Source organism: Paenibacillus helianthi, from assembly GCF_001909055.1.
In the GTDB taxonomy this organism is placed as follows: Bacteria; Bacillota; Bacilli; order Paenibacillales; family Paenibacillaceae; genus Paenibacillus_AQ; species Paenibacillus_AQ helianthi.
In genome coordinates this window covers 116,805-137,048 of record NZ_LVWI01000114.1, presented here as the reverse complement: position 1 = coordinate 137,048, position 20,244 = coordinate 116,805, and the positions used below count along the sequence as shown (strand labels likewise).

The following is a 20,244-nucleotide window of genomic DNA, read 5'->3' as shown; positions in this document are numbered from 1 at the left end:
TATGTTATGCCTACCATAAAAGACGTAGCCCTCAAAGCGGGCGTATCAGCGACAACCGTATCCCGGGTGCTGAACAGCAGAGGCTACTTAAGCGACGCACTGAAGAAAAAGGTCTATGCCGCGATGGAGGAACTAAACTACAGACCCAATGAGCTGGCCCGTTCGCTGAGCCGCTCCAGGTCCAATATTATAGGACTGATTATTCCCCACGTCTCACTGCCGTTCTTCGGTGAATTGACGAGCCGGATTGAGGAGCATGCCTACCGGAACGGGTATAAGCTGCTGCTCTGCAACTCCCAACAAGACAAAATCAAAGAGCTTGAGTATATCGATATGCTGCGCGCAAGCCGGGTCGACGGCATCATTATGGGCAGTCATACGCTGGAAGTAGAAGCTTACCGGCAAATGAATCTGCCCCTGGTCACCTTTGACCGGCAGATTTCACCGGATATCCCTTATGTCTGTTCAGACAACTATGCCGGAGGACAGCTGGCTACCACATTATTAATAGAAAAGGGCTGCCGGAAGCTCGCCCATATTGGCGGTCATCCTCAGCTGAACCTCTTATCCCACCTCCGGTATGAGGCTTTTGCCGATACGGCCCGGGAGCATGGCGTATGGCAAACTTCACTGCATACGGACAATAACAGTTTCGATATGCAGGCTTATGAAAGGCTGCTGGAGCAGCTATTCCGGGAGCATCCCGAGATTGACGGTATCTTCGCCGGCAGCGACCTCATCGCTGCCTACGCACTGAAAGCCTGCCGGGAGAGTGGCCGCAGCGTGCCTGAAAATGTGCGGATTATCGGCTATGACGGAATCGCACTGCGCAGCCTCTTCCATCCCGCCATCTCATCCATCCGCCAGCCGATGGATGAGATGGGCCGGCTGGCGGTAGAACTGATCGTGAAGCAGGTCGAAGGCACCGCAGTCGCTGCCGAGAATATTTTGCCGGTAGAACTCGCGCAGGGGGCTACGACATAAAGCTTGGACGAGGGCGAACCGCATGACGAAAGCGGTGGATTGCGAACAGCAAACGTGAGACGCGTTTGTAGTTGTACGAAATACAACCACCTCTCCCATACTAGCCGTAATGTGAACCGGGATCAGCCTATTTTTCCGGAATTTCAATATTTTTAATTTAGATTGAAAGGCAGTGAGAAGAACCCGCTTGTTTTCCTGATGGAGAACGGCGGAACCGTCACCCTGCAATGGTTAATTGAAGATTATCTAGATCACATGAAGCATCACTTGGAGCAAATCTTCCCGGATCAACATCTGCTGTAACCGGCTGGCTCTAATACATATTCGGAACAGAGCCTCCATTCCGGAACGTAGTTCTAAATGCGAATACCCCGTCTCTCCTCCAACCATGGAGGGTAGACGGGGTATTTCCATTTAGAGCTGGATTAGCTCCATAAGCTTCTCAACACTCAGCCCCGAAGGCCCGGGTACCAGCAGATCAGCCGTGCCAAGCTGAGCTGCGCTACCGATGCCCACTGCCTTCATGCCGGCAGCCTTGATAGCGGCTATGCCCGCTGCCGCATCCTCCACGCCGATACAATGGCCCGGCGTGACCCCAAGCAGCTCCGCCGCCTGCAGGAAGATCTCCGGGTCGGGTTTGCCCTTCCGCAGACCAGCCGGGTCGGCGATCGCCTGGAACCAGCGGGCTGCGCCGAGACGCTCCAGAATCTGCGGAGCATTCAGGCTCGCCGAGGCCAGCCCCAAGAGGATTCCCCGCTCCCGCAGGGAATCCAGCAGCTCCGGGATCCCCGGCAGCAGATCCTCCGGGGTGATCCGCCCGATCATTTCCCTGTAATGATCGTTCTTCTGCTCCGCCAGCCGTTGCTTCTCGGCTTCCGGGAGGCTCAGGCCGCTGTCCTCCAGCACGATGTCCAGCGACTCCATGCGGCTCACGCCTTTCAGCCGTTCATTCTTCTCCCGGCTGAAGGGCACCCCCAGGCCATCGGCCAGCGCCAGCCAGGCTAGATAATGATATTCGGCCGTGTCAGTAATTACGCCGTCCAGATCGAAGATCACCGCTTCCAGCCGTCTCGCAAGCGAGACGGTCACCGGCTCCCGCGGAGACAGCTGCAGCGTCTGCTCCAGGTGCCGGATCGTGAGGCCTTCCCCCTCAAGCAGCGTATAAACTGCCGCCTCACGGTCTACATACACATCCAGCAGCTGGCCCCTGGATGTGATTTTGAAGCGGTAGCTCTGCCACTGCTCCGGCAGCGCCGGATGGAAGCACAGCACGCCGTCATACTGGCGCATTCCACCGAAGCCGTTCACGATCGACATCCACGAGCCTGCCATTGCCGCCATGTGCAGCCCGTCTTTAGCGTTGCGGTTGATATCATCCAGGTCCATCCGCACCGTGCGGTCAAAGTAGGCATAGGCACCTGCCAAGTCACCGATTTCAGCGGAGACGATGCTGTGAATACACGGGGACAGGGAAGAATCATGGGTCGTCAGCGGCTCATAATACTGATAATTGCGGATTTTGTCGGCCAGGCTGAACTGGTCACCAAGCAGGAACAATGCCATAACGAGATCGGCCTGCTTCAGCACCTGGTGGCGGTAGATCACGAGCGGGTGATAGTTCAGCAGCAGCGGATACTTATCCGCCGGGGTGCGCTCGAAATCCCATTTCCGCTTGCTAAGAAACGTATCATCCTGTGCATAGATGCCCAAGGCCCGGTCAAATGGGATATACATCTTCTCCGCAGCCTCCAGCCAGCCCTCTGCCTCCTGCGTGCTCAGTCCTATACTTCGTTCCAGCCGTTCGTAATCTCCGGGATATTCCCGGCGGAGCAGATCAGCTGTCTCAAAAGCATACAGAAGCTGATCCCGCACCATCAGGTTCGTATAGGCGTTATTGTTCACAATGGCTGTATATTCATCGGGACCGGTTACGGCATCAATGCAGAAGGCTCCGCCGCGTGCCGGATTATAATGGCCCAGATCCGCCCAGAAGCGCGACGTTTCAAACAGAACCTCCGCACCCTTAGCGGCGAGAAACTCTACATCGCCTGTCGCCTGCACATACTGCTTGATGCCATAAGCAATATCCGCATTGATATGTGCCTGGGCCGTACCTGCCGGGAAATAAGCCGAGTTCTCCGCGCCGTCAATTGTCCGCCAGGGATAGAGCGCCCCTGTCTGCGACATCACTGCCGCCCGCTCCCGCGCTTTACCTAATGTGGCATAGCGGAACTCCAATAGTGCACGGCTCACTTCGGGCTGGGTGTACGTGAAGAACGGCAGCATGTACATTTCGGTATCCCAGAAATAATGGCCCTCATAGCCTTCACCGGTGAGGCCTTTGGCTCCGATATTGGTTACACCGTCACGTCCTACAGACTGCAGCAGCTGAAAGGCATTGAAGCGGATCCCCTGCTGCAGCGCCGGGTCGCCGGTAATCTCTACATCCGTGTGACTCCAAAAAACATCCAGGTAGGCCTGCTGTTCAGCAGCAAGCCCGTCAAAGCCGCAATCCGCTGCCATCTCCAGTACGGCCATGCTCCGGCTATGCAGTTCCTCTTCATCATAATCCTTGGAGGTATGATACGAAATATACTTGCTGAGCGAAACACTCTGTCCACTAAGCACTTCAGCGGTATAACATACCGAGATCCGCGGCCCGGTCAGGTGGCGGCTTACCTCATGGCCGGACTCGGCCTGCAGCTTATGGCTCATCGCCGTCAGCAGTGCGAACTGCGTATGCCGGGTCCGCTGCTTCATCCACAGCATTCCTGCAGCCTCATCATAACCCGTGCCTTCCAGCAGCAGGCTTGGTTCACGGCTACCCGATCCGAGCCGGGGATCTCCGCTTGCCTCCTGCCGGACGATATCCCCGTCCATGGCGGAACTGAACGTTAGCGTACCGTCGAAATTAAGCGCTGTTACGCTGTAGTGGGTGGCGGCGAGATGCTTATGCTTCAGGGACACCATCCGCCGGATCTGCAGCAGGACACGGTGGCCTGCCGGCGATTCCCACTCCACTTCACGGTGGAGGATGCCGCTTCGCATATCCAGCCAGCGCCCGTAGCGGTGTACCGTACCACTGTTCAGATGGAAGGCATGGCCTTCAATACTCAGCTCGATGATCCGGGCATCGGTTACATTCAGCATGGCCTGGTTGCGCTCAGGATACCCGTACGCCCCCTCGGGATACACAATGGGCTCAGAATCAAAGAATCCGTTCAAGTAGTTGCCGGCCACCGAGGTTCCCGCCAGGCCATGATAACCTTCCTCAAAATTGCCGCGCATGCCGATATATCCGTTGCCCAGCGCGAACACGCTCTCGCTTCTCTGGTTGTGCTCATCCTCGTAGGCATCCTCACCAAGGCTCCAATCCCGGTAGGGATACAGTGCCGCCGGATGCTCATAGGGCTTCATCTTCATCTTGAACATCTCCTCCTGATCGCGAGACTCTTAGAACCCTCCAGCTCTACATCATCCTTTCACTGAACCGCCCATCAGGCCGCGGACGAAGTACTTTTGCAGCAGGAAAAAAATCGCCAGCGGCATCAGCATCGAAATAAACGCCGCCGAGGTCAGCAGATGCCAGTCGTTACCGCGCGAGCCGACCAGATCGGCGATCTTCATCGACATAACCTGAACCGAAGGCTGGTTGCCGATAAAGATCAGCGAGACGAGATAATCATTCCAGACCCACAGGAATTGGAAGATCCCGATGGAAGCCAGGGCAGGAACGGACAGCGGCAGAATCAGTCTGCTGAAAATGGTGAAATGGCTCGCGCCATCAATAAAGGCCGATTCAAACAAATCCTTAGGCAGCTGGCTGATGAAGTTATACATGAAATAGGTGACCAGCGGCAGACCGAAGGCGGTATGCGCCAGCCAGATCCCCAGATAGCTTCCGTTCAGACCCAGTGCGGTATAATCCTTAAGCACAGGAATCAGTGCGACCTGAATCGGAATCACGAGCATGGCGATAATGATCACGAACAGTGTTTTGCGGCCCGGGAACCGCAGCCAAGCGAAGGCATACGCGGCAAAAGAAGCGATCAGCACCGGAATAACTGTAGCCGGAACCGCAATCGTCAGCGTGTTCCAGAAGGCCTGCGACAGCCCCGTTCCTTTTTGTACCGTTTCACTGCCGTCGGCCTCCTTGAGTTTGTACTCTTTGCCGGACAGCACATTATTGTAATTATCCAGTGTAAAATCAGGTTTGGTCTCCCAGCCCTGCTCCTGCATATTGACCGTGCGCGCTCTGCGGTTCTCCCACATCAGACGGCTGTCATCCACCTCCACGCCTGCCTTCAACTGGTCGTCTGTGTAGGTTTTGCCGTTCACCTCAATCGGCTGGCGCAGATCCACATCCTTGGACAGCTGCAGCGTTTCGCCTGCCTTCCACTCCTGATGGGGGAACACTTTCCACCAGCCGGTCTGCAGAATATCCGCTGCCGGACGGAACGAGGAAATAAAGAGGCCCAGCGTGGGAAGCAGCCAGATAAAACAAATGACACCCAGTGCCAGATTGACGATGGTTTTGCCGCCTTTTCTTTTCTTTTTGCCGACCATTTAGAATCCCCCCTGCTTGCGGAACTGTCGAAGATTAATAATAATAACCGGCAAGACCGCGATCAGGAGAACAATAGCCAGCGTCGAGCCGTACCCGAAATTACGGTACATAAAGAACTGCCGGTAGAACTGTGTCGCTACCACTTCCGTATCGTATTGACCTCCTGTCATCACCATGACGACGTCAAATATTTTCAATGTAAAGACGATAATGGTGGTGGTAACGGTAAGGATTGTCGCAGAAATGATCGGAATCATAATCCCAAAGAAAATCTTCACCTCACCCGCCCCATCCACGCGCGCAGCTTCCAGAATATCGTCAGGGACCCCTTTGATCGCAGCAGAGAAAATGACCATCGCAAACCCGGTCTGCATCCAGATCAAAATGACAATGAGAAAAAAGTTATTCCAGGGCTGCAGCATACTCGTCCAGGCTTGCGGCTCGCCGCCAAAATAGGTCACGACCGCATTCAGCAGTCCGATTTGCTCATCACCCGGCTGATAGTAATAGACGAATTTCCAGATTACGCCTGCGGCTACAAAAGATATAGCCATCGGCATGAAGATGATCGATTTGGCGATTTTCTCGTAGCTGCTGCGATCGGCAAGGATGGCGATGAGCAGCCCGAAGCAGACACAAGCCAGCGTCCCCACGAACACCCAGAGCAGATTATTACGCAGTGCAGTCGCCATGAGGTGGTCGCTGAATATCGCAGCGTAGTTGCTGAGTCCGACAAATTTCTCCGAGGAAGCATTAAAGAAGCTCAAGTACAACGTACGCAGTGCAGGCAACACCAGCAGCCAGCCCAGAATGATCACAGCCGGCCCGATAAAAATATACGGCAGCACCTTCCTGCGGATATAGTCAGGGTACTGCTCCACCGCCCAGGTCAGCGTATAGTAAATGAGATACACCCCCAGCACGCCCCACAGTACAGCAAGAACCGCCGTGAGCAGCGGATTCAGCGTGGAATCCCGGAAAAACATGAAAATCACACCGTTGATAACGATGTTGGAGAGTAGTACAACAAGGGACAGGAGCACCGCCCTGAGGCTGATTTTCTGCTTCGCCCCGGTACCTGCAACACTGGATTCCGGCTTTATTTGTGCATCCATATTAGCTCCTCCTATAAGTTTTGCTGGAGCAAAACTTCCTCGCAAGCATAGGCTCTGGTTTCGCCGAGCAAAGCTTTCTTCGTAAGCCTTGTACATGGTCGATCTGTTCGGTCAGAATACGTTAACAGAGAAAAAGCGGGACAGGCCATACTCACTGCACACTGCCCCGCTTTTAGATGAATATATGACTTAATAAGTTCCGCTTAGTTTTTCCAGCCTGACTGGATCTGTTCCAGAGCCTTATCCAGTGTTGCCGTTCCGCTCACATAGTCGGTCATGCCTTTCCAGAACGTACCCGCACCCACTTTACCCGGCATCAGGTCAGAACCGTCAAAACGGAGCGTGGATGCATCCTGCACCAGCTTCGCCATGCGGCGGTCGGATTCAGAGGTGTACCAATCCAGAGAAGCATCATTCATTGGAGCGATTACACCGCCGGACTGCACCCAGCTCTTGATGGATTCACCGGTGGTGAAGAATTCCATTACTGCACGGACTTCCGGACGGTCATTGAACATGGCATAGATATCGCCTGCTACCAGCACCGGCTTGCCGTACTGCGGATCAATCGGCGGCAGGTAGAACCAGTCGTAATCCTGATCCACCTTAGCGGTTTCCGGGAAGAAACTTGTGATAAAGTTGCCCATCAGGTTGAACCAGGCCTTTGGAGGATTCTCAAACATCGGTTTAGGAGCATCCCCGAAGGCTGTAGTTACGATCGATTTGGTTCCGCCATAGACATAATCCTTGTTGAGCCAGATCTTGGACATGACTTCAACGGCGTTCTTCACTTCCGGGGAAGTGAACGGCAGCTCACCCTTCACCCATTTGTCATAGTTCTCCGGCGTGGTTGTCCGCAGCATGATGTTCTCTACCCAGTCCGTTGCCGCCCAGCCTGTAGCCGCACCACTCTCGATACCGATGGTCCAGGCCGGATCGCCGTCCTTGGCGATTTGCTCAGTCAGTGCCATCATCTCATCCCAGGTTTCTGGAACTTTATATCCGGCTTCTTCGAATTGTTTTTTTGGATACCACACCAGGCTCTTCACATTGCTGCGGTTCCAGATCCCGGCCATAATCTTGCCGTCTTTGCCATCCATAGTCGACATATCGAGCCAGCTTTTATTGTAGTTGGCCTTCAGTTTCTCCTGGTCCAGCACTCCTGTCAGGTCAACCACCTTGCCGGTTTTGGCAATGGAGGCCAGCAGACCAGGCTGCGGGAAGTCAGCGATATCCGGCGCATTTCCGCCGTCGACGCGGATATTGATCGTTGCTTCGAATTCCTTGGAGCCTTCATATTGAATGTCGATGCCGGTCTTGTCTTCAAATTCCTTGATGCTTTTCTCGAATTTCACCTGGTCAGCATCTACGAAGGGTCCGAACATCGTGACTTTGGTTCCTTTATAATCACCTTTCATAGCCAAATCCAGCGGTGAGCCCGGAGCAGCGGCCTCTGTAGGATCAGGTGATGCCTGATTGTTAGATGCAGCCGGTGCCTCTGTAGTCGCTGGCGGATCAGTCTTAGCCGCATTATTCGTGTTATTATTCCCGCCGCAACCGCTAAGCAGCATGGTGAAGGATAAGCATAGCACCATGGCGAGTGACAGTTTTCGTCCCGTAGCCTTTTTCATTCGTCATACATCCCCTTTAATTATGGTTTGTGAGACTGCATTTCTTGTGCTTACGTTCGGTTGTTGCTCGCTTACCTGCGGGATCACCTCCTTGCAAGAAGTAGTGGAGCATAAGACTGTCTTAGGTTGTATGCGCTACCAATACTATATTGAAAATAATTAGCCTTCATCCTACTCTTGTGAAAAGCTTTTCAAAGTATACAGGACTCATCGTTCCCGTGAGGATTCCCTCACAATCAGCTTATGCTCCATTTTTTCTGTGGTTACTTCCACCTTGCCGGTGGTCAGCAGCTCATGCAGCTTCTCGGCGGCTCTATAGCCCAGTTGATAAATCGGCTGTGCAATTGTCGTCAGCTTCGGAATGAACATCCCCGACATCCGCAGATTATCGAACCCGATAACGGATACCTGGCCCGGCACCAGAATATTACGGTCTTTCAAATACGAGATTGCCCCCATCGCGAACTCATCAGCGACACAGAATAAGCCCGTCACTTCCGGATAATCCGCAAACAGCTCATGCGTAGCTTGATAGGCATGCTCAAAACGGTGATTGGCATATCTGACCTTCTCCACATTGTACTCAAGTCCGGCTTCTGTTAATGCTCTTACAAAGCCGTCATACCTCGGTGGGCCTGACACGGAATTCACATGATCGAACCCGATCATGCCGATTTCGGTGTGACCCAGCTCAATCAGAAATCTGACCGCGTCGCAGGCTGCCTTTTCATCATCAATCTCCACTGTAGGCACATCGAATTCTTCCGAGTGGGATGAGACCAGCACAAAGGGAATTCTGCAGCCGGTCAGCTTCTCATAACATTCCGGGTACAGGACATCACTGGCGTACACAATCCCATCGACCTGCTTCTCATGAAAAGTATCAATGTAGCTCAGCATCCGGTCCTTATCACGGTCGGTATTGCAGATCATCAGACTGTAACCCAGCTTAATGCAGGCATCCTGCATTCCCCGGATCACTCCGGCAAAATAAAGGTTCTCAATATCAGGGATAAGCAAGCCCAGCATATAAGACTTCTTGTAAATCAATCCCCGGGCGAAGGCATTGGGCTGATACTTCAGCTTCTCTATGGCTTCAATTACACGGCTGCGTTTACTCTCAACTACGGTATTCGGTGCATTCATCACGCGGGATACAGTACTGATCGACACCTCTGCCATTTTGGCAACATCTCTGATGGTTGGCTTCATTAGCGTAACTTCCTTTTTTAAAATATAAGAATTTATATGGCTCACAAATAAATTATCCTTATATTTCTCGCTGAAACGGATACCATCCTTAAAAGGACGGCGAAGCCGTTTTTACTTAGAAAAGCTTTTCAAAGCGATTATAGCAGGGGTTTCCATAATTGACAACAGATTTTTTTAAGCGCTTTCATTGTTGGCGTTTAGGCAATACAGAATTCATTTCATCTCATGGCCACCCTTGGAAAAAGGGGGATTCGCAGCAAACTTCCGGACACTAGCTTACTTAAAGTGTGTAAATAATTTATTTTCATGTTATAATTGCCGGGTAGATCATTTCCATGCTGCAAATACTGGTTATTAATAGAAGCATCCATTTGGGAGGGATATTCGTGAAAAAACTGCAGGACATTCCGTTTTCCGTGCTGGATCTGGCTCCTATTGTGGAGGGTGGAACGGCAGCGGATTCTTTTCATAACACGCTTGATCTGGCCCGTCATGCCGAAGGTTGGGGGTATCACCGCTATTGGCTCGCAGAGCATCATAACATGCCTGGAATTGCCAGCTCTGCTACCTCCCTTGTCATCGGCCATGTTGCCGCAGGCACCAAGAGCATTCGGGTAGGGTCGGGAGGCATTATGCTCAGTAACCATGCACCGCTCATGATTGCCGAGCAATTCGGAACACTTGAATCGCTGTATCCCGGCCGGATCGACCTGGGACTGGGCAGAGCTCCCGGTTCAGATCAGGCTGCTGCCCGGGCCATGCGCCGCAGCCTTGGCAGTGACGGCAGTGAATTCCCCGAGCAGCTCAGTGAGCTCAGAGCCTACTTTAATCCGGAGGGAGCCGGCTCACGGCCGCTTGGTGTCCGCGCAGTTCCAGGTGAAGGCCTGAATGTGCCGATCTGGCTGCTAGGCTCCAGCGGCTTCAGTGCCCAGCTCGCAGGCCAGCTTGGTCTACCATTTGCTTTTGCCAGCCACTTCGCACCCGATTATCTGCTTCCGGCCCTTCATCTGTACCGCACCAGCTTCAAGCCGTCAGAGACGCTGGATAAGCCGCATGTCATGGTGGGGCTTGGAATTACGGCGGCCGCAACCACAGAGCAGGCTCGTTGGCTTGCGACTTCGCAGCAGCAGCAATTTCTCAATATTATCCGCGGCCGGACCGGCAAGCTCCAGCCTCCAGTAGACAGCATGGAGGGACTGTGGTCTCCTCAGGAAAAGGCTATGCTGCTCAGCAAGCAGCTCTACTCCATCGCAGGAGATCAAACCTCGATCAAGGAAAGACTGCTGCAAATCGTAGAAGAAACCCAGGCCGATGAATTCATCGTGGCCTCGCAGATTTATGACCACTCTGCACGCTTGCATTCCTATGAGCTTGTTGCCGAACTGGTGAAGGAAAGCTAAACTATCTGAAGCCGGGTTTAGATAAATCATATTCAGAATCAAAAAGAGAAGGCAGCGTATTGTTGCTTTCTCTTTTTTGACGTATTGGAAACAACACACCCGCTGATGTTGAATGGACTATCACAATCGTTCTTTATAAAAAACACAAATATTCTTTAATCCAGAGAAATAAACAGAAATCGGAAGCTATCTTTAAATATTCATCTATTTATCCTAACTTTTGATCCTATAAGACCAATATACATCCTAATTCCCGTTTTTACTTATCTGAAATTTTGATTATACTGATATTATTCGTTATAACGAACATACATAATTCCTTAACAACCTAGACACTTCCCTTTATCGCTTTATACATGTAGTGGTTCTTCAAAAAACCACTCTTTTCGACAAGGTATATGCAAATAGTGAGAATAAAGCGGAGTTTATGCCGAATGTCTGCGGGTAGCAAGGCTGAGCTTCCAGAAAGAAAGGAGCGGGCAAGTGAAGAGAAAATACCACAGGGCAATTATTGGCGTCTATATTCTGATCGTTCTGGCCGGGGTTGTCTGGCATGCCGGGGGCGCAAGTGCAGAGGACACGATAAAGCTTACAGTGAATTCACACACAACCAGTATGGCGAAGATGAACAATATGCAGCCGGGGGATGTCACCTCCTCTGACTATACCGTGATTAATGAAGGTAATGAGCCATTCAATTACTATGTAGACTTCAAATTTATGTCCGGGGACAAGGAATTGTACAATATCCTGCAAATGACCCTGCAAAAAGAGGGAGTCATCCTCTATTCCGGGGTAATGAGCGAGGCGGAGGGGCGGGTGGCAGTAGGAACACTGTCTGGTGGAGCCCAAGAGGCCATTCAAATGGATGTAACTTTTCCGTATGAGGCCGGTAATGAATATCAGGCGAAAACAACCAGTGTAGCCTTTATATTCTCCGCTTCCGGTGAGCCGAATCCTTCGGCTACGCCTAGTGCCACACCTTCGGCTTCTGCTACTCCGAATCCGTCGGCTGCATCTAGTGCCACACCTTCAGCTTCTGCTACTCCGAATCCGTCGGCTGCGCCTAGTGCTACACCTTCGGCTTCTGCTACTCCGAATCCGTCGGCTGCGCCTAGCGCCACGCCTTCAGCTTCTGCTACTCCGAATCCGTCGGCTGCGCCTAGTGCCACACCTTCGGCTTCTGCTACTCCGAATCCGACAGACGGTCCGACCGCTGCGCCAACCGCCAGCTCGGTGCCGGGAACAATCGTTACACCTGCTGCTTCATCTGCAGCAACAGCTTCACCGGGTTTAAATGAAGCTACGGTCACCGACCCGCCGGTTCCACTGGGCGGCAATAACAGCAGCAGCGGAAGTCCACCATCGGCTTCACCGGGAACCGGCAATACAGGAACCGGCAATGAAGCAACATCATCACCGGATCCTGGAGTGACACTAGGGGATGATGAGCTTCCGCTCGGGGGACCCGACGGCGGCGGGAAGCTGCCGGACACTGCAGAACCCTGGTATAACCTGATTCTGATCAGCTTGGCGGTAGCAATTGTGAGCATAATTATCTTACGTAGACTAAGCTCGAAGAAGTAAACCCATTTCAACACAGGCTGGAGGCGAGAGTATGAAGAAGCATTCGGGGCTGGCCATTGCCGTGAAGCTGATCTTCGTACTCTCTTTGTGTATCATGCTCTATTCGGCCTTCCAAATCTTCCGGGCCCCCGCCGAGGCTCGCCAGGCACTGCAGGAATGGGAGAAAAAGAGGGAGGAAGCTCCCATTATATCCCAGTCCAATGATGAAACACCCCTGCCTGACGGCATGATCAGTCCATCGGAAACAAAAAGCACCTCAAAACCCATCTACAAGAAGGGCGAAATTATCGGAGAGATCTATCTGCCCAAACTGGATAAACGGATTGCCATTCTGGAAGGCACGCAGCGGCCACAGCTTAAAAAAGGGGCTGGGCATGATATAGGGAGCGCCCCGCCCGGTACATTGGGCAACAGTGTGGTGGCCGGCCATCGTGACACGGTGTTCCGGGGGCTAGGCACTTTGAAGAAGGGTGATCTAATCGAGGTTGAAACTGTGGGCGGAAAATTCATTTACAGCATTACCGGCAGTACGATTGTAGACGGTGACGCAAGAGGTGTAATCAAGCAGCAGAACAGCGAAGCAGTGCTTACTCTGATTACCTGCTATCCGTTTACCTATATCGGCCCGGCACCAGACCGCTATCTGCTCTCAGCCACTCTGCTCCGCAAAGAGCCGGTTTCCCCATCTGGCGACAAGGGATGAGACATTGTATGGAAAGTGATACTATAGATATACGATGAGATAGAGGAGATGACCTGTTAATGAAAGAAAAGCTGATCGAACGGTTTGTTTCGTATGCCCAAATGGATACCCAATCGAATGATGACAATGAAGCCTGTCCTTCCACACCGGGGCAGATGGACCTGGCCCACAAGCTGGTAGCAGAGCTTCAGGAGCTGGGACTTGTGGAGGTTACAGTGGACGAGCATGCCTATGTCATGGCTACCCTGCCTGCCAACACCCAAAAGCAAGTTCCCACAATCGGTTTCCTGGCACATCTGGATACTGCGACTGATTTCACCGGAGCGGGTGTGAAGCCGCAGATTATCGAGAACTACGATGGCAAGGATATTGTCCTGAATGAAGCATTGGGCGTTGTGCTCTCCACGCAGAGCTTCCCGGAGCTGCCTGAATACAAAGGCCACACGCTGATCACAACCGATGGCACCACCCTGCTGGGGGCAGACAATAAAGCGGGAATCGCTGAGATTATGACCGCCATGGCCTACCTGCTGGAGCATCCGGAAATCAAGCATGGCAAGATCAGAGTGGCTTTTACCCCTGATGAGGAAATTGGACGCGGGCCGCATAAATTCGATGTTGCGCGCTTCGGGGCTTCCCATGCCTATACGGTGGACGGTGGACCGCTCGGGGAATTGGAATACGAAAGCTTCAATGCTGCCGGTGTCAAAATCAGCTTCCACGGTGTAAACGTGCATCCCGGAACTGCCAAAGGCAAGATGATTCATTCGTCCAAAATCGCCATGGCGTTCCACCTCCGACTGCCATCCGGCGAAGCGCCGGAATTCACTGAGGGCTATGAGGGCTTTTACCATTTGATCTCCATGTCGGGTACAGCGGAGCACAGCAAGCTGCAGTATATCATCCGTGACTTTGACCGAGAGGCCTTCGAGAACCGCAAGGCGTATATCGCAGCGATTGTTGAGGAATTTCAGTCTACCTACGGAGCAGAGAATGTAGTTCTGGAAATGAAGGATCAATATTATAATATGCGTGAAAAAATCGAGCCAGTGCGGCATATTGTCGATATCGCCCAGGAAGCTATGGAGAACCTTGGTATTACTCCAGTGATCCGCCCGATCCGCGGTGGCACCGACGGTTCGCAGCTGTCGTATATGGGGCTGCCGACACCGAATATTTTCACTGGTGGCGAGAATTTCCATGGAAAATTCGAGTATGCCTCCGTGGATGTAATGCTAAAGGCCGTGCAGGTCATTGTCGAGATCGCCAAGCTGACTGAGCAGAAGGCCTAACGGCTTAGGTGCAGTGGGTACACACCCCCTTATATGTAACAATATCCCCGGCAGGAGCATTAGCTCCTAGCCGGGGATATTTGTTTAGGCTCTGCCTGCGGTTCTGCAGCCGGAGAAGCAGAGGCTGGCAATTCAGTCAGCCCGGGATGCTCCCTGAAGAGTTCCTGGCGGTAAGTTTCACCCCAGCTTTTGATATTTAGAAGGGCTGTCTCCAGGCCTCGGCCACATTCCGTCAAGGAGTATTCCACCTTCCGCGGGGCCTGCGGATACACCTTTCGATGAACAAGTCCTGCACGCTCCATGTCTCTGAGCTGAAGAGTCAGCATCCGCTGGGTGATGTCCGGGCAGAGCCTGCGGATTTCGTTGAATCGCTTAGTTCCGCTGATTAGATGATAGAGAAGAATCCCCTTCCACTTCCCGCTGATCAGTTCAAGCGTGCTCTGAAGGGATTCCGGGTATTCATTTGAAGTAGATGCTCCGCTGCTCCGCTGTACATTCATTAGGTGTGATCCCCTTTGCCCAAATTATGTATATCGCCAATAAATATGATTGTATCACACATCCCTTGGAATCTACGCAAATAACCTCTCACTGCCCTGATGAAGCAGCAGCGAGAGGTTATGAACAGCATATTTCATTAAGCTGGCGGTCTTCTTAAGACTTCACTGGAATCCAGCCAGGAGTATGGGTCAGAGCACCCCACAGCGGATCGGGGATGACAAGTGTGCTCTGTGCAGCAGTGTCCAGCTCCGTACGGATCTCATCGGCACGGCCTTCAGCAACCTTCTGCACCCAGTCCGGTTCAATCAGCAGCGGACGGCCCAGCGCCACCAGACGGATTCCGCTAGTCAGGCCCTTCAGCGCATCATCTGCGCTGTAGAGCGAACCGACGCCAATCACCGGCAGTCCGCTGCCCGCGCGGTCAACGATCTGTTCAATCCGCGGGCGGCTGTCTTCGGTTCCGCGCCGCGGCAGCGACCAGAGTTCCTGCAGCGAGGCATGGAGATAATCCAGCCCTTCTTCCTTCAGCGCATCGATCAGTACGAAGGATTCGGCCATTGTAATTCCAGGCGTCTCCGGTTCCTCAGGAGAAAAGCGGTAGCCGACAAGAAACGGCGATGATGCATGTTCGTTCACTGCACTTTTTACTGCGCGCAGAACGGCCAGCGGGAAGGCCAGGCGTTTCTGCACATCTCCGCCCCAGCGGTCTTCACGCGTGTTGGAATGCGGAGAGAAGAACTGCTGCAGCAGATAACCATTTGCTCCATGAATCTCCACACCGTCAAATCCGGCTTCAATCGCACGGCGGGTAGCCGCACCAAAGTCGGCGATGATCCCTTCAATTTCTTCATCGGTCAGCGCACGGGGAACAGGTCCATGTCCGCCGCCGGGAAGCTCTGACGGCACATTGCTTGCGCTGACGGGCTGTCCGTCAGGCAGCTGCGCCGGCGGGCATTGGCGTCCGCCGTGGAAAATCTGCAGAACCGCCTTTGCGCCCTCACCCTTTATGGCTTCAGCCAGCTGACGCAGGCTGGGAATCAGCTCATCACGGTCAGCACCGAACTCACCTGCGAATCCCTTGCCTCCACGCGATACGTATACACAGGCGGTAATCACCATTCCTGCTCCTTTGGAGCGGCGGATGTAATAATCAAGCTCCGGTCCGGATACCGTCCCATCCTCATTCGAGGAGAAGTTGGTCATAGGTGCCATTACTACGCGGTTTTTCAACGAAATCCCGCTTGCGAACTGGAATGATTCAAGCAACGGACTGTAATCTGTTTTTAACATCTTCTGTAATCCCTCCAATATAATTTATATACCGAATACCGAATATCTAATATCTTTTAGTAAGCTTCATACTTAGTGTAATCTAGTTGGGCACAAAAAGAAAGCACGCACATTTATGTAACGTACTTTCCTTGCAGATACTATCGATATGAGCATAGAAATTTCTATTCCATTGCTATCTCTCGCCTGGAGGGATGTCCTTCCAGATTACATTCTCTCCGTAGTTTTTGCCCCAGTCATACATCATATGCAGCACAGGAAGCAGGCTTTGCCCGTACTCCGTCAATGAATATTCCACTCTCGGCGGAACCTCGGCATACACTTGTCTGAATACAAGCTGATCCTCTTCCAGCTCACGGAGCTGGTTGGTCAGCATTTTCTGTGTAATATGGGGAATCAGCTTCTTCAGCTCGCTGAAGCGTTTGGTCCCTTCCAGGCCCAGATGCCACAGAATAATCAGCTTCCACTTCCCGCCAATGACAGCAAGCGTAAGCTCCTTCTCGCAGTTGATTTCCTTCAGGTTAATGCGGTCCTTAATCTCCGTTGCCAATTGAAGCAGCTCCCTTCCTTCTTAATCATACTACAGAACACCCGGGAGACGCACATGACCGCGGAGAAGCCAAATCCCGCTCCATATACGCACACAGACCGCCGGCTTGTAAGCAGGCGGTCTGTGTGCGTTCCTTCTATTTTACTTGTCAGCTAATGATCCCTGCAGACTGACCGCGCTGAAATCCGGCTGTGCTGCAATATCGGTGTCGCCCGCAGCTTTGGCTTTTTCCAGTGCTGCATTGTAGCGGGTATTCAAATCCTGGAGCTCCTTGTCCAGATCACCGCCGGCAAAAATAAATTTGTTGAAGACATCGACTTTTTTCATTCCTTCGAGACGTCCTTGGGAGAAGAAATAATCCCGGAGCCTATCAGCAGCTGGTTCACCATTCCGTTGTAGGAATTGAAGATCACATAGAACACGATTGCCATAACCGAAGCACTGATCACGGTAGGCATAAAATAAATTGCCCGGAGCAGCTGCCGCCCCTTCAGTGCACGGTTGAGGACAACGGCCAGTACAAAGGACAACGGCAAAGTAATCAGCAGCTTGCCGCCAGCATAGATGAAGGTGTTGACCACCGACTGCCAGAATTCCTGTCCCGGAACAGGCGCTCGAAATTATCCAGTCCGATGAACAGCGGTTCGCCAAAGCCCTGGTAATCATAGAACATGTACTTTAGAGCCCAAAAGATAGGATACACTCCAAAAATCAGCGTCAGAATCAAGCTGGGAGCAACGGAGGTCCAGGCGTTAATTTGACGTTTCGATTCATTCATTTATTGTTCCTCCTGTCATTGGTCTATGCATCTGTCCTTAATGATAATTCACTCCGTTCATAACGGTTAGGGAGAAAGCGACTGCCCTTGGGGGAGAATTTCACTTTTTCAGTTGCTTTGTCCCCCTTTCTTCCCTTTGTTTATCCATCCCGCCCTTAGTGAAAGCACGGCTATACTAATAAAAGAAAGGGACGCCAGCGAATCATGACAACTTTACAAGGAGGTCTGAACTACCGATGAATTCAGCACACGGCGGCGGTGCCGGGGCCCGCATCGGCGGCCTGCGACTGACTCATTCCCAGCTTGGTTTGCCCATTGCACTGGCGAATGGCGGCTTGCAGTATGCTCTGTCGGGATGGTGCCAGGAGCCGGGTAGCGGCAGTAATGTTTATCTGGAGCAAATGCCAGGGGGCCGGAGTGGTCTTCAGCCTTCGGGCGTGACTCCGGCGGGAAGTGTTCCGGATGAGGATGTGCAGTGTATCCGGATAAGCAATACGGCGGAATCTGAAATGACAGTCCTGCGTTATGAGGAGCTCATCCCTGTACGCGAAGGGGATCATTACAGCATGCAAACAGCACTCAGCCTGGAGGCGCCTCTGAGCGGAGGAATCCGCGCCGAGTGTCCGTTTCCTGAATGCTGCGAAGCAGCCGCTGGGACCGGAACTGCTCTCCCCCACTTTTAACCGGCCCACGCTGACCAATTGGGTGTACCAGCTTGAGTCAACGGGTGCAGACGCCAATATGTATATGATCTCAGGCGAAAGCAGATTTGCGGAACAAGCCAAGCAAAAGCTGCTGTACATGCTGGCAGACATGCAGGTAGGCATGGATATTTTCCGCAGAGACGGCTGGCATGACGATGATACCTACGGTGCGGTGCATATCGGGAGAGGGCTTGCTGCTGCCTCGGTCATCTATGATCAGATAGCTGGCAGCAGTGTTCTCCTTCCCGAGGAGGAGTCTCAGCTTCTCGCCCACTTCCGCTACATTGCCGCAATGATGATGGATACCGGCTACTACCGGTTCGATCTGGAGACCTTCCCGGACGAGAAGGGCGCAAACGCAGCAACTGGAATGCGGACCGGGCGACCGGGCTGGGCGTGTATGCCCTCCTCTTCCCGCAGGAGGAACAGAGCGGAGCCTATCTTGATCATGCCCACTCTGTCATCGACTGGCAGCTCGCGGAAGTGGTGGACCCAGACGGCGCTTGGCCGGAGAACATCCGCTACCACGGGGCCGTGCTGCACCGCTATTTTCTCTTTTTCGTCCTGCTGAAGTGCTTGAAGGGCGTTGATTATTTCAAGCATGACAAGGTAAAGGGCATGTACCGCTTCCTTATGGGCACGGTGACTGCGGCAGATACCCTTCAGGGCGGCGTTTCCGGCCCCCCGGTTCTGCTTACACCGGCTGTTGGTGATGCCAATGTACAGGAGAAGTGGTTTCGCCTACTCGGCTATGCGGCTCCATTCTATACGGAGGAAGACCCGCAGCTTGCCGGGGAAATGATCTGGACCTGGAAGCGCGGCGGTGCACCCGTGGAGGATAACGGAGCATATCCCCTGCCTCTGGTCGCTCTACTGTATCCACAGCCGAACCTCCCGGAGCAGCAGCCCGCTCTCGGCTCCGTACATTATCCCGATATCGGCTATGTCATCTTCCGCAGCGGGGAGCAGAATCTGCAGCATTATGCGATCTACGAGGCTTCGCCGCTGACTTACCATGCTCATCACGATGAGGGGCATTTCTCCATCTGGGCGAACGGGGTTCCGGTAACACTCGATTCCGGAACAGGGGGCTATTATAACGGAGACCGGCACTGGTATGTATCCGGCGCAGCCCATAATGTTGTCCAATTTGATGATAAATCCGGAAGATTCGCCAACGGCCCGCTGCAAAGCAACTGCAAGGAGGTCCGGTTTTCGGAGGAACTGGATTATGTAAGAAGCCGCATTCCAGATGCTAATGCCAGGGAGTATGAGCGTAATTTTGTATTCATTAAGGCAGGCTGCTTGTACAAGATCACCCGGTCGGACGGCGCGTGGTTTATCGCCGCCATCAACGGTACCGGGCAGAGCCGTCATATTACGGTCCCGGACCTTGGACCACTCAGACTGCTTGGAGAGCCTGAGACAGCAGAGCCAGGACAGCCTGAGCCAATGGGACTGAGACTTGAGGCAGGCAGGATTCACATCGCCATGCCTCGATAAGCGGCAAATCCGGGTAATACACACATTAAATAGATGGAGGAAGATTAGAACATGAGCAATCTTGGAGTATGGGAACCGGCAGAGCCTGGAGTCAAACGCTGTATTTTGAATGCGGCAGCAAGTCTGATGATGATGGAGGTTCATTTCGAAAAAGGGGCCGAGGGCTATGAGCACAGCCATCCCCACGAGCAGATGAGCTACTGTCTGCGTGGAAGCTTTGTGTTCCGTATTGACGGCATGGAGCACATTGTTAGCGCAGGCCAAAGTATTGCCATACTGGCAAATGCCAAACATGGCGTAACAGCCTTGGAGGCAGAATCAGCGCTGCTCGATGCCTTCACACCTATCCGCGAGGATTTGCTTAAGCGCTAGAGGGGCAGGCCGTAAGATAGATCAAGAATCTGCCAGCTGTACACAATCAAACACC

Annotated in this window: 18 protein-coding genes and 1 pseudogene; 9 read left to right on the top strand and 10 right to left on the bottom strand. The window is 52.9% G+C overall.

The window, feature by feature from the left end; genetic code table 11:
• The first annotated feature begins 6 nt into the window (after positions 1–6).
• A complete protein-coding gene (locus A3844_RS31505) occupies positions 7–984 on the top strand; it encodes a LacI family DNA-binding transcriptional regulator (RefSeq protein WP_074109571.1) in 978 nt (325 codons plus the stop codon).
• Between the two features lie 414 nt (positions 985–1,398).
• Here A3844_RS31505 and pgmB read toward each other — a convergent pair whose 3' ends face one another.
• The 5 genes from pgmB to A3844_RS31480 all read right to left on the bottom strand — a co-directional run bounded on the left by pgmB (position 1,399) and on the right by A3844_RS31480 (position 9,509).
• Entirely contained in the window at positions 1,399–4,407 is a 3,009-nt protein-coding gene (pgmB, locus tag A3844_RS31500) for a beta-phosphoglucomutase (protein WP_244169907.1), read from the bottom strand.
• A gap of 51 nt (positions 4,408–4,458) precedes the next feature.
• On the bottom strand, positions 4,459–5,550 hold the full coding sequence (locus tag A3844_RS31495; RefSeq protein WP_074088440.1) for a carbohydrate ABC transporter permease: 1,092 nt from the start codon (positions 5,548–5,550) through the stop codon (positions 4,459–4,461).
• Complete coding sequence (locus tag A3844_RS31490; RefSeq protein WP_074088439.1) at positions 5,551–6,666, bottom strand: carbohydrate ABC transporter permease; 1,116 nt, start codon at positions 6,664–6,666, stop codon at positions 5,551–5,553.
• Positions 6,667–6,869: 203 nt separating this feature from the next.
• Positions 6,870–8,297 (bottom strand): ABC transporter substrate-binding protein, encoded by a 1,428-nt coding sequence (locus A3844_RS31485; protein WP_074103386.1) that lies wholly within the window; start codon positions 8,295–8,297, stop codon positions 6,870–6,872.
• Between the two features lie 207 nt (positions 8,298–8,504).
• Positions 8,505–9,509, bottom strand: a complete 1,005-nt coding sequence (locus A3844_RS31480; RefSeq protein ID WP_074088437.1) for a LacI family DNA-binding transcriptional regulator — start codon at positions 9,507–9,509, stop codon at positions 8,505–8,507.
• 386 nt (positions 9,510–9,895) lie between these two features.
• On the opposite strand from A3844_RS31480, the gene A3844_RS31475 reads away from it, so the two are divergent.
• The 4 genes from A3844_RS31475 to pepT all read left to right on the top strand — a co-directional run bounded on the left by A3844_RS31475 (position 9,896) and on the right by pepT (position 14,491).
• Complete coding sequence (locus A3844_RS31475; RefSeq protein WP_244169906.1) at positions 9,896–10,909, top strand: LLM class flavin-dependent oxidoreductase; 1,014 nt, start codon at positions 9,896–9,898, stop codon at positions 10,907–10,909.
• 483 nt (positions 10,910–11,392) lie between these two features.
• Positions 11,393–12,496 (top strand): hypothetical protein, encoded by a 1,104-nt coding sequence (locus A3844_RS31470; RefSeq protein WP_074109570.1) that lies wholly within the window; start codon positions 11,393–11,395, stop codon positions 12,494–12,496.
• A 31-nt stretch (positions 12,497–12,527) separates the two neighbouring features.
• Positions 12,528–13,199 carry a sortase gene (locus A3844_RS31465; RefSeq protein WP_074100155.1) on the top strand — a complete coding sequence of 224 codons (672 nt, stop codon included), beginning with the start codon at positions 12,528–12,530 and terminating at the stop codon, positions 13,197–13,199.
• A gap of 59 nt (positions 13,200–13,258) precedes the next feature.
• Positions 13,259–14,491 carry a peptidase T gene (gene pepT, locus A3844_RS31460; protein WP_074100154.1) on the top strand — a complete coding sequence of 411 codons (1,233 nt, stop codon included), beginning with the start codon at positions 13,259–13,261 and terminating at the stop codon, positions 14,489–14,491.
• Between the two features lie 59 nt (positions 14,492–14,550).
• Here pepT and A3844_RS31455 read toward each other — a convergent pair whose 3' ends face one another.
• The 5 genes and pseudogenes from A3844_RS31455 to A3844_RS31435 form a co-directional block, all read right to left on the bottom strand.
• Positions 14,551–14,991, bottom strand: a complete 441-nt coding sequence (locus tag A3844_RS31455) for a winged helix-turn-helix transcriptional regulator (protein ID WP_074109569.1) — start codon at positions 14,989–14,991, stop codon at positions 14,551–14,553.
• A 154-nt stretch (positions 14,992–15,145) separates the two neighbouring features.
• Positions 15,146–16,282, bottom strand: a complete 1,137-nt coding sequence (locus tag A3844_RS31450; RefSeq protein ID WP_074109568.1) for an NADH-dependent flavin oxidoreductase — start codon at positions 16,280–16,282, stop codon at positions 15,146–15,148.
• 175 nt (positions 16,283–16,457) lie between these two features.
• Positions 16,458–16,832 (bottom strand): winged helix-turn-helix transcriptional regulator, encoded by a 375-nt coding sequence (locus A3844_RS31445; protein WP_074088430.1) that lies wholly within the window; start codon positions 16,830–16,832, stop codon positions 16,458–16,460.
• A 141-nt stretch (positions 16,833–16,973) separates the two neighbouring features.
• A complete protein-coding gene (locus A3844_RS31440) occupies positions 16,974–17,159 on the bottom strand; it encodes a hypothetical protein (RefSeq protein ID WP_178382096.1) in 186 nt (61 codons plus the stop codon).
• A 17-nt stretch (positions 17,160–17,176) separates the two neighbouring features.
• Positions 17,177–17,610, bottom strand: a pseudogene (locus A3844_RS31435) (carbohydrate ABC transporter permease); the annotation flags it as partial.
• A 236-nt stretch (positions 17,611–17,846) separates the two neighbouring features.
• On the opposite strand from A3844_RS31435, the gene A3844_RS31430 reads away from it, so the two are divergent.
• Genes A3844_RS31430 through A3844_RS31415 form a run of 4 tightly spaced genes read left to right on the top strand, consistent with a single transcriptional unit; the run spans position 17,847 to position 20,189 of the window.
• On the top strand, positions 17,847–18,293 hold the full coding sequence (locus A3844_RS31430) for a hypothetical protein (protein WP_074109567.1): 447 nt from the start codon (positions 17,847–17,849) through the stop codon (positions 18,291–18,293).
• A gap of 58 nt (positions 18,294–18,351) precedes the next feature.
• Entirely contained in the window at positions 18,352–18,885 is a 534-nt protein-coding gene (locus tag A3844_RS31425) for a hypothetical protein (RefSeq protein ID WP_074109566.1), read from the top strand.
• The gene (locus A3844_RS31420; RefSeq protein WP_167374797.1) at positions 18,798–19,817 is read left to right on the top strand and encodes a heparinase II/III domain-containing protein; all 1,020 of its coding nucleotides are present in this window, start codon (positions 18,798–18,800) and stop codon (positions 19,815–19,817) included. Before A3844_RS31425 ends, A3844_RS31420 begins: the two co-directional genes overlap by 88 nt.
• Positions 19,818–19,868: 51 nt before the next feature.
• Positions 19,869–20,189: a cupin domain-containing protein gene (locus tag A3844_RS31415; protein ID WP_074109564.1), complete on the top strand. Its 321-nt coding sequence runs from the start codon at positions 19,869–19,871 to the stop codon at positions 20,187–20,189.
• Positions 20,190–20,244 lie beyond the last annotated feature (55 nt).

Bases quoted from the DNA above. Each gene is read 5' to 3' on its own strand.
- A3844_RS31505 (WP_074109571.1), top strand. From the start codon at position 7: ATGCCTACCATAAAAGACGTAGCCCTCAAAGCGGGCGTATCAGCGACA.
- pgmB (WP_244169907.1), bottom strand. From the start codon at position 4,407: ATGAAGATGAAGCCCTATGAGCATCCGGCGGCACTGTATCCCTACCGG.
- A3844_RS31495 (WP_074088440.1), bottom strand. From the start codon at position 5,550: ATGGTCGGCAAAAAGAAAAGAAAAGGCGGCAAAACCATCGTCAATCTG.
- A3844_RS31490 (WP_074088439.1), bottom strand. From the start codon at position 6,666: ATGGATGCACAAATAAAGCCGGAATCCAGTGTTGCAGGTACCGGGGCG.
- A3844_RS31485 (WP_074103386.1), bottom strand. From the start codon at position 8,297: ATGAAAAAGGCTACGGGACGAAAACTGTCACTCGCCATGGTGCTATGC.
- A3844_RS31480 (WP_074088437.1), bottom strand. From the start codon at position 9,509: ATGAAGCCAACCATCAGAGATGTTGCCAAAATGGCAGAGGTGTCGATC.
- A3844_RS31465 (WP_074100155.1), top strand. From the start codon at position 12,528: ATGAAGAAGCATTCGGGGCTGGCCATTGCCGTGAAGCTGATCTTCGTA.
- pepT (WP_074100154.1), top strand. From the start codon at position 13,259: ATGAAAGAAAAGCTGATCGAACGGTTTGTTTCGTATGCCCAAATGGAT.
- A3844_RS31455 (WP_074109569.1), bottom strand. From the start codon at position 14,991: ATGAATGTACAGCGGAGCAGCGGAGCATCTACTTCAAATGAATACCCG.
- A3844_RS31450 (WP_074109568.1), bottom strand. From the start codon at position 16,282: ATGTTAAAAACAGATTACAGTCCGTTGCTTGAATCATTCCAGTTCGCA.
- A3844_RS31440 (WP_178382096.1), bottom strand. From the start codon at position 17,159: ATGAAAAAAGTCGATGTCTTCAACAAATTTATTTTTGCCGGCGGTGAT.
- A3844_RS31430 (WP_074109567.1), top strand. From the start codon at position 17,847: ATGAATTCAGCACACGGCGGCGGTGCCGGGGCCCGCATCGGCGGCCTG.
- A3844_RS31425 (WP_074109566.1), top strand. From the start codon at position 18,352: ATGTATATGATCTCAGGCGAAAGCAGATTTGCGGAACAAGCCAAGCAA.
- A3844_RS31415 (WP_074109564.1), top strand. From the start codon at position 19,869: ATGAGCAATCTTGGAGTATGGGAACCGGCAGAGCCTGGAGTCAAACGC.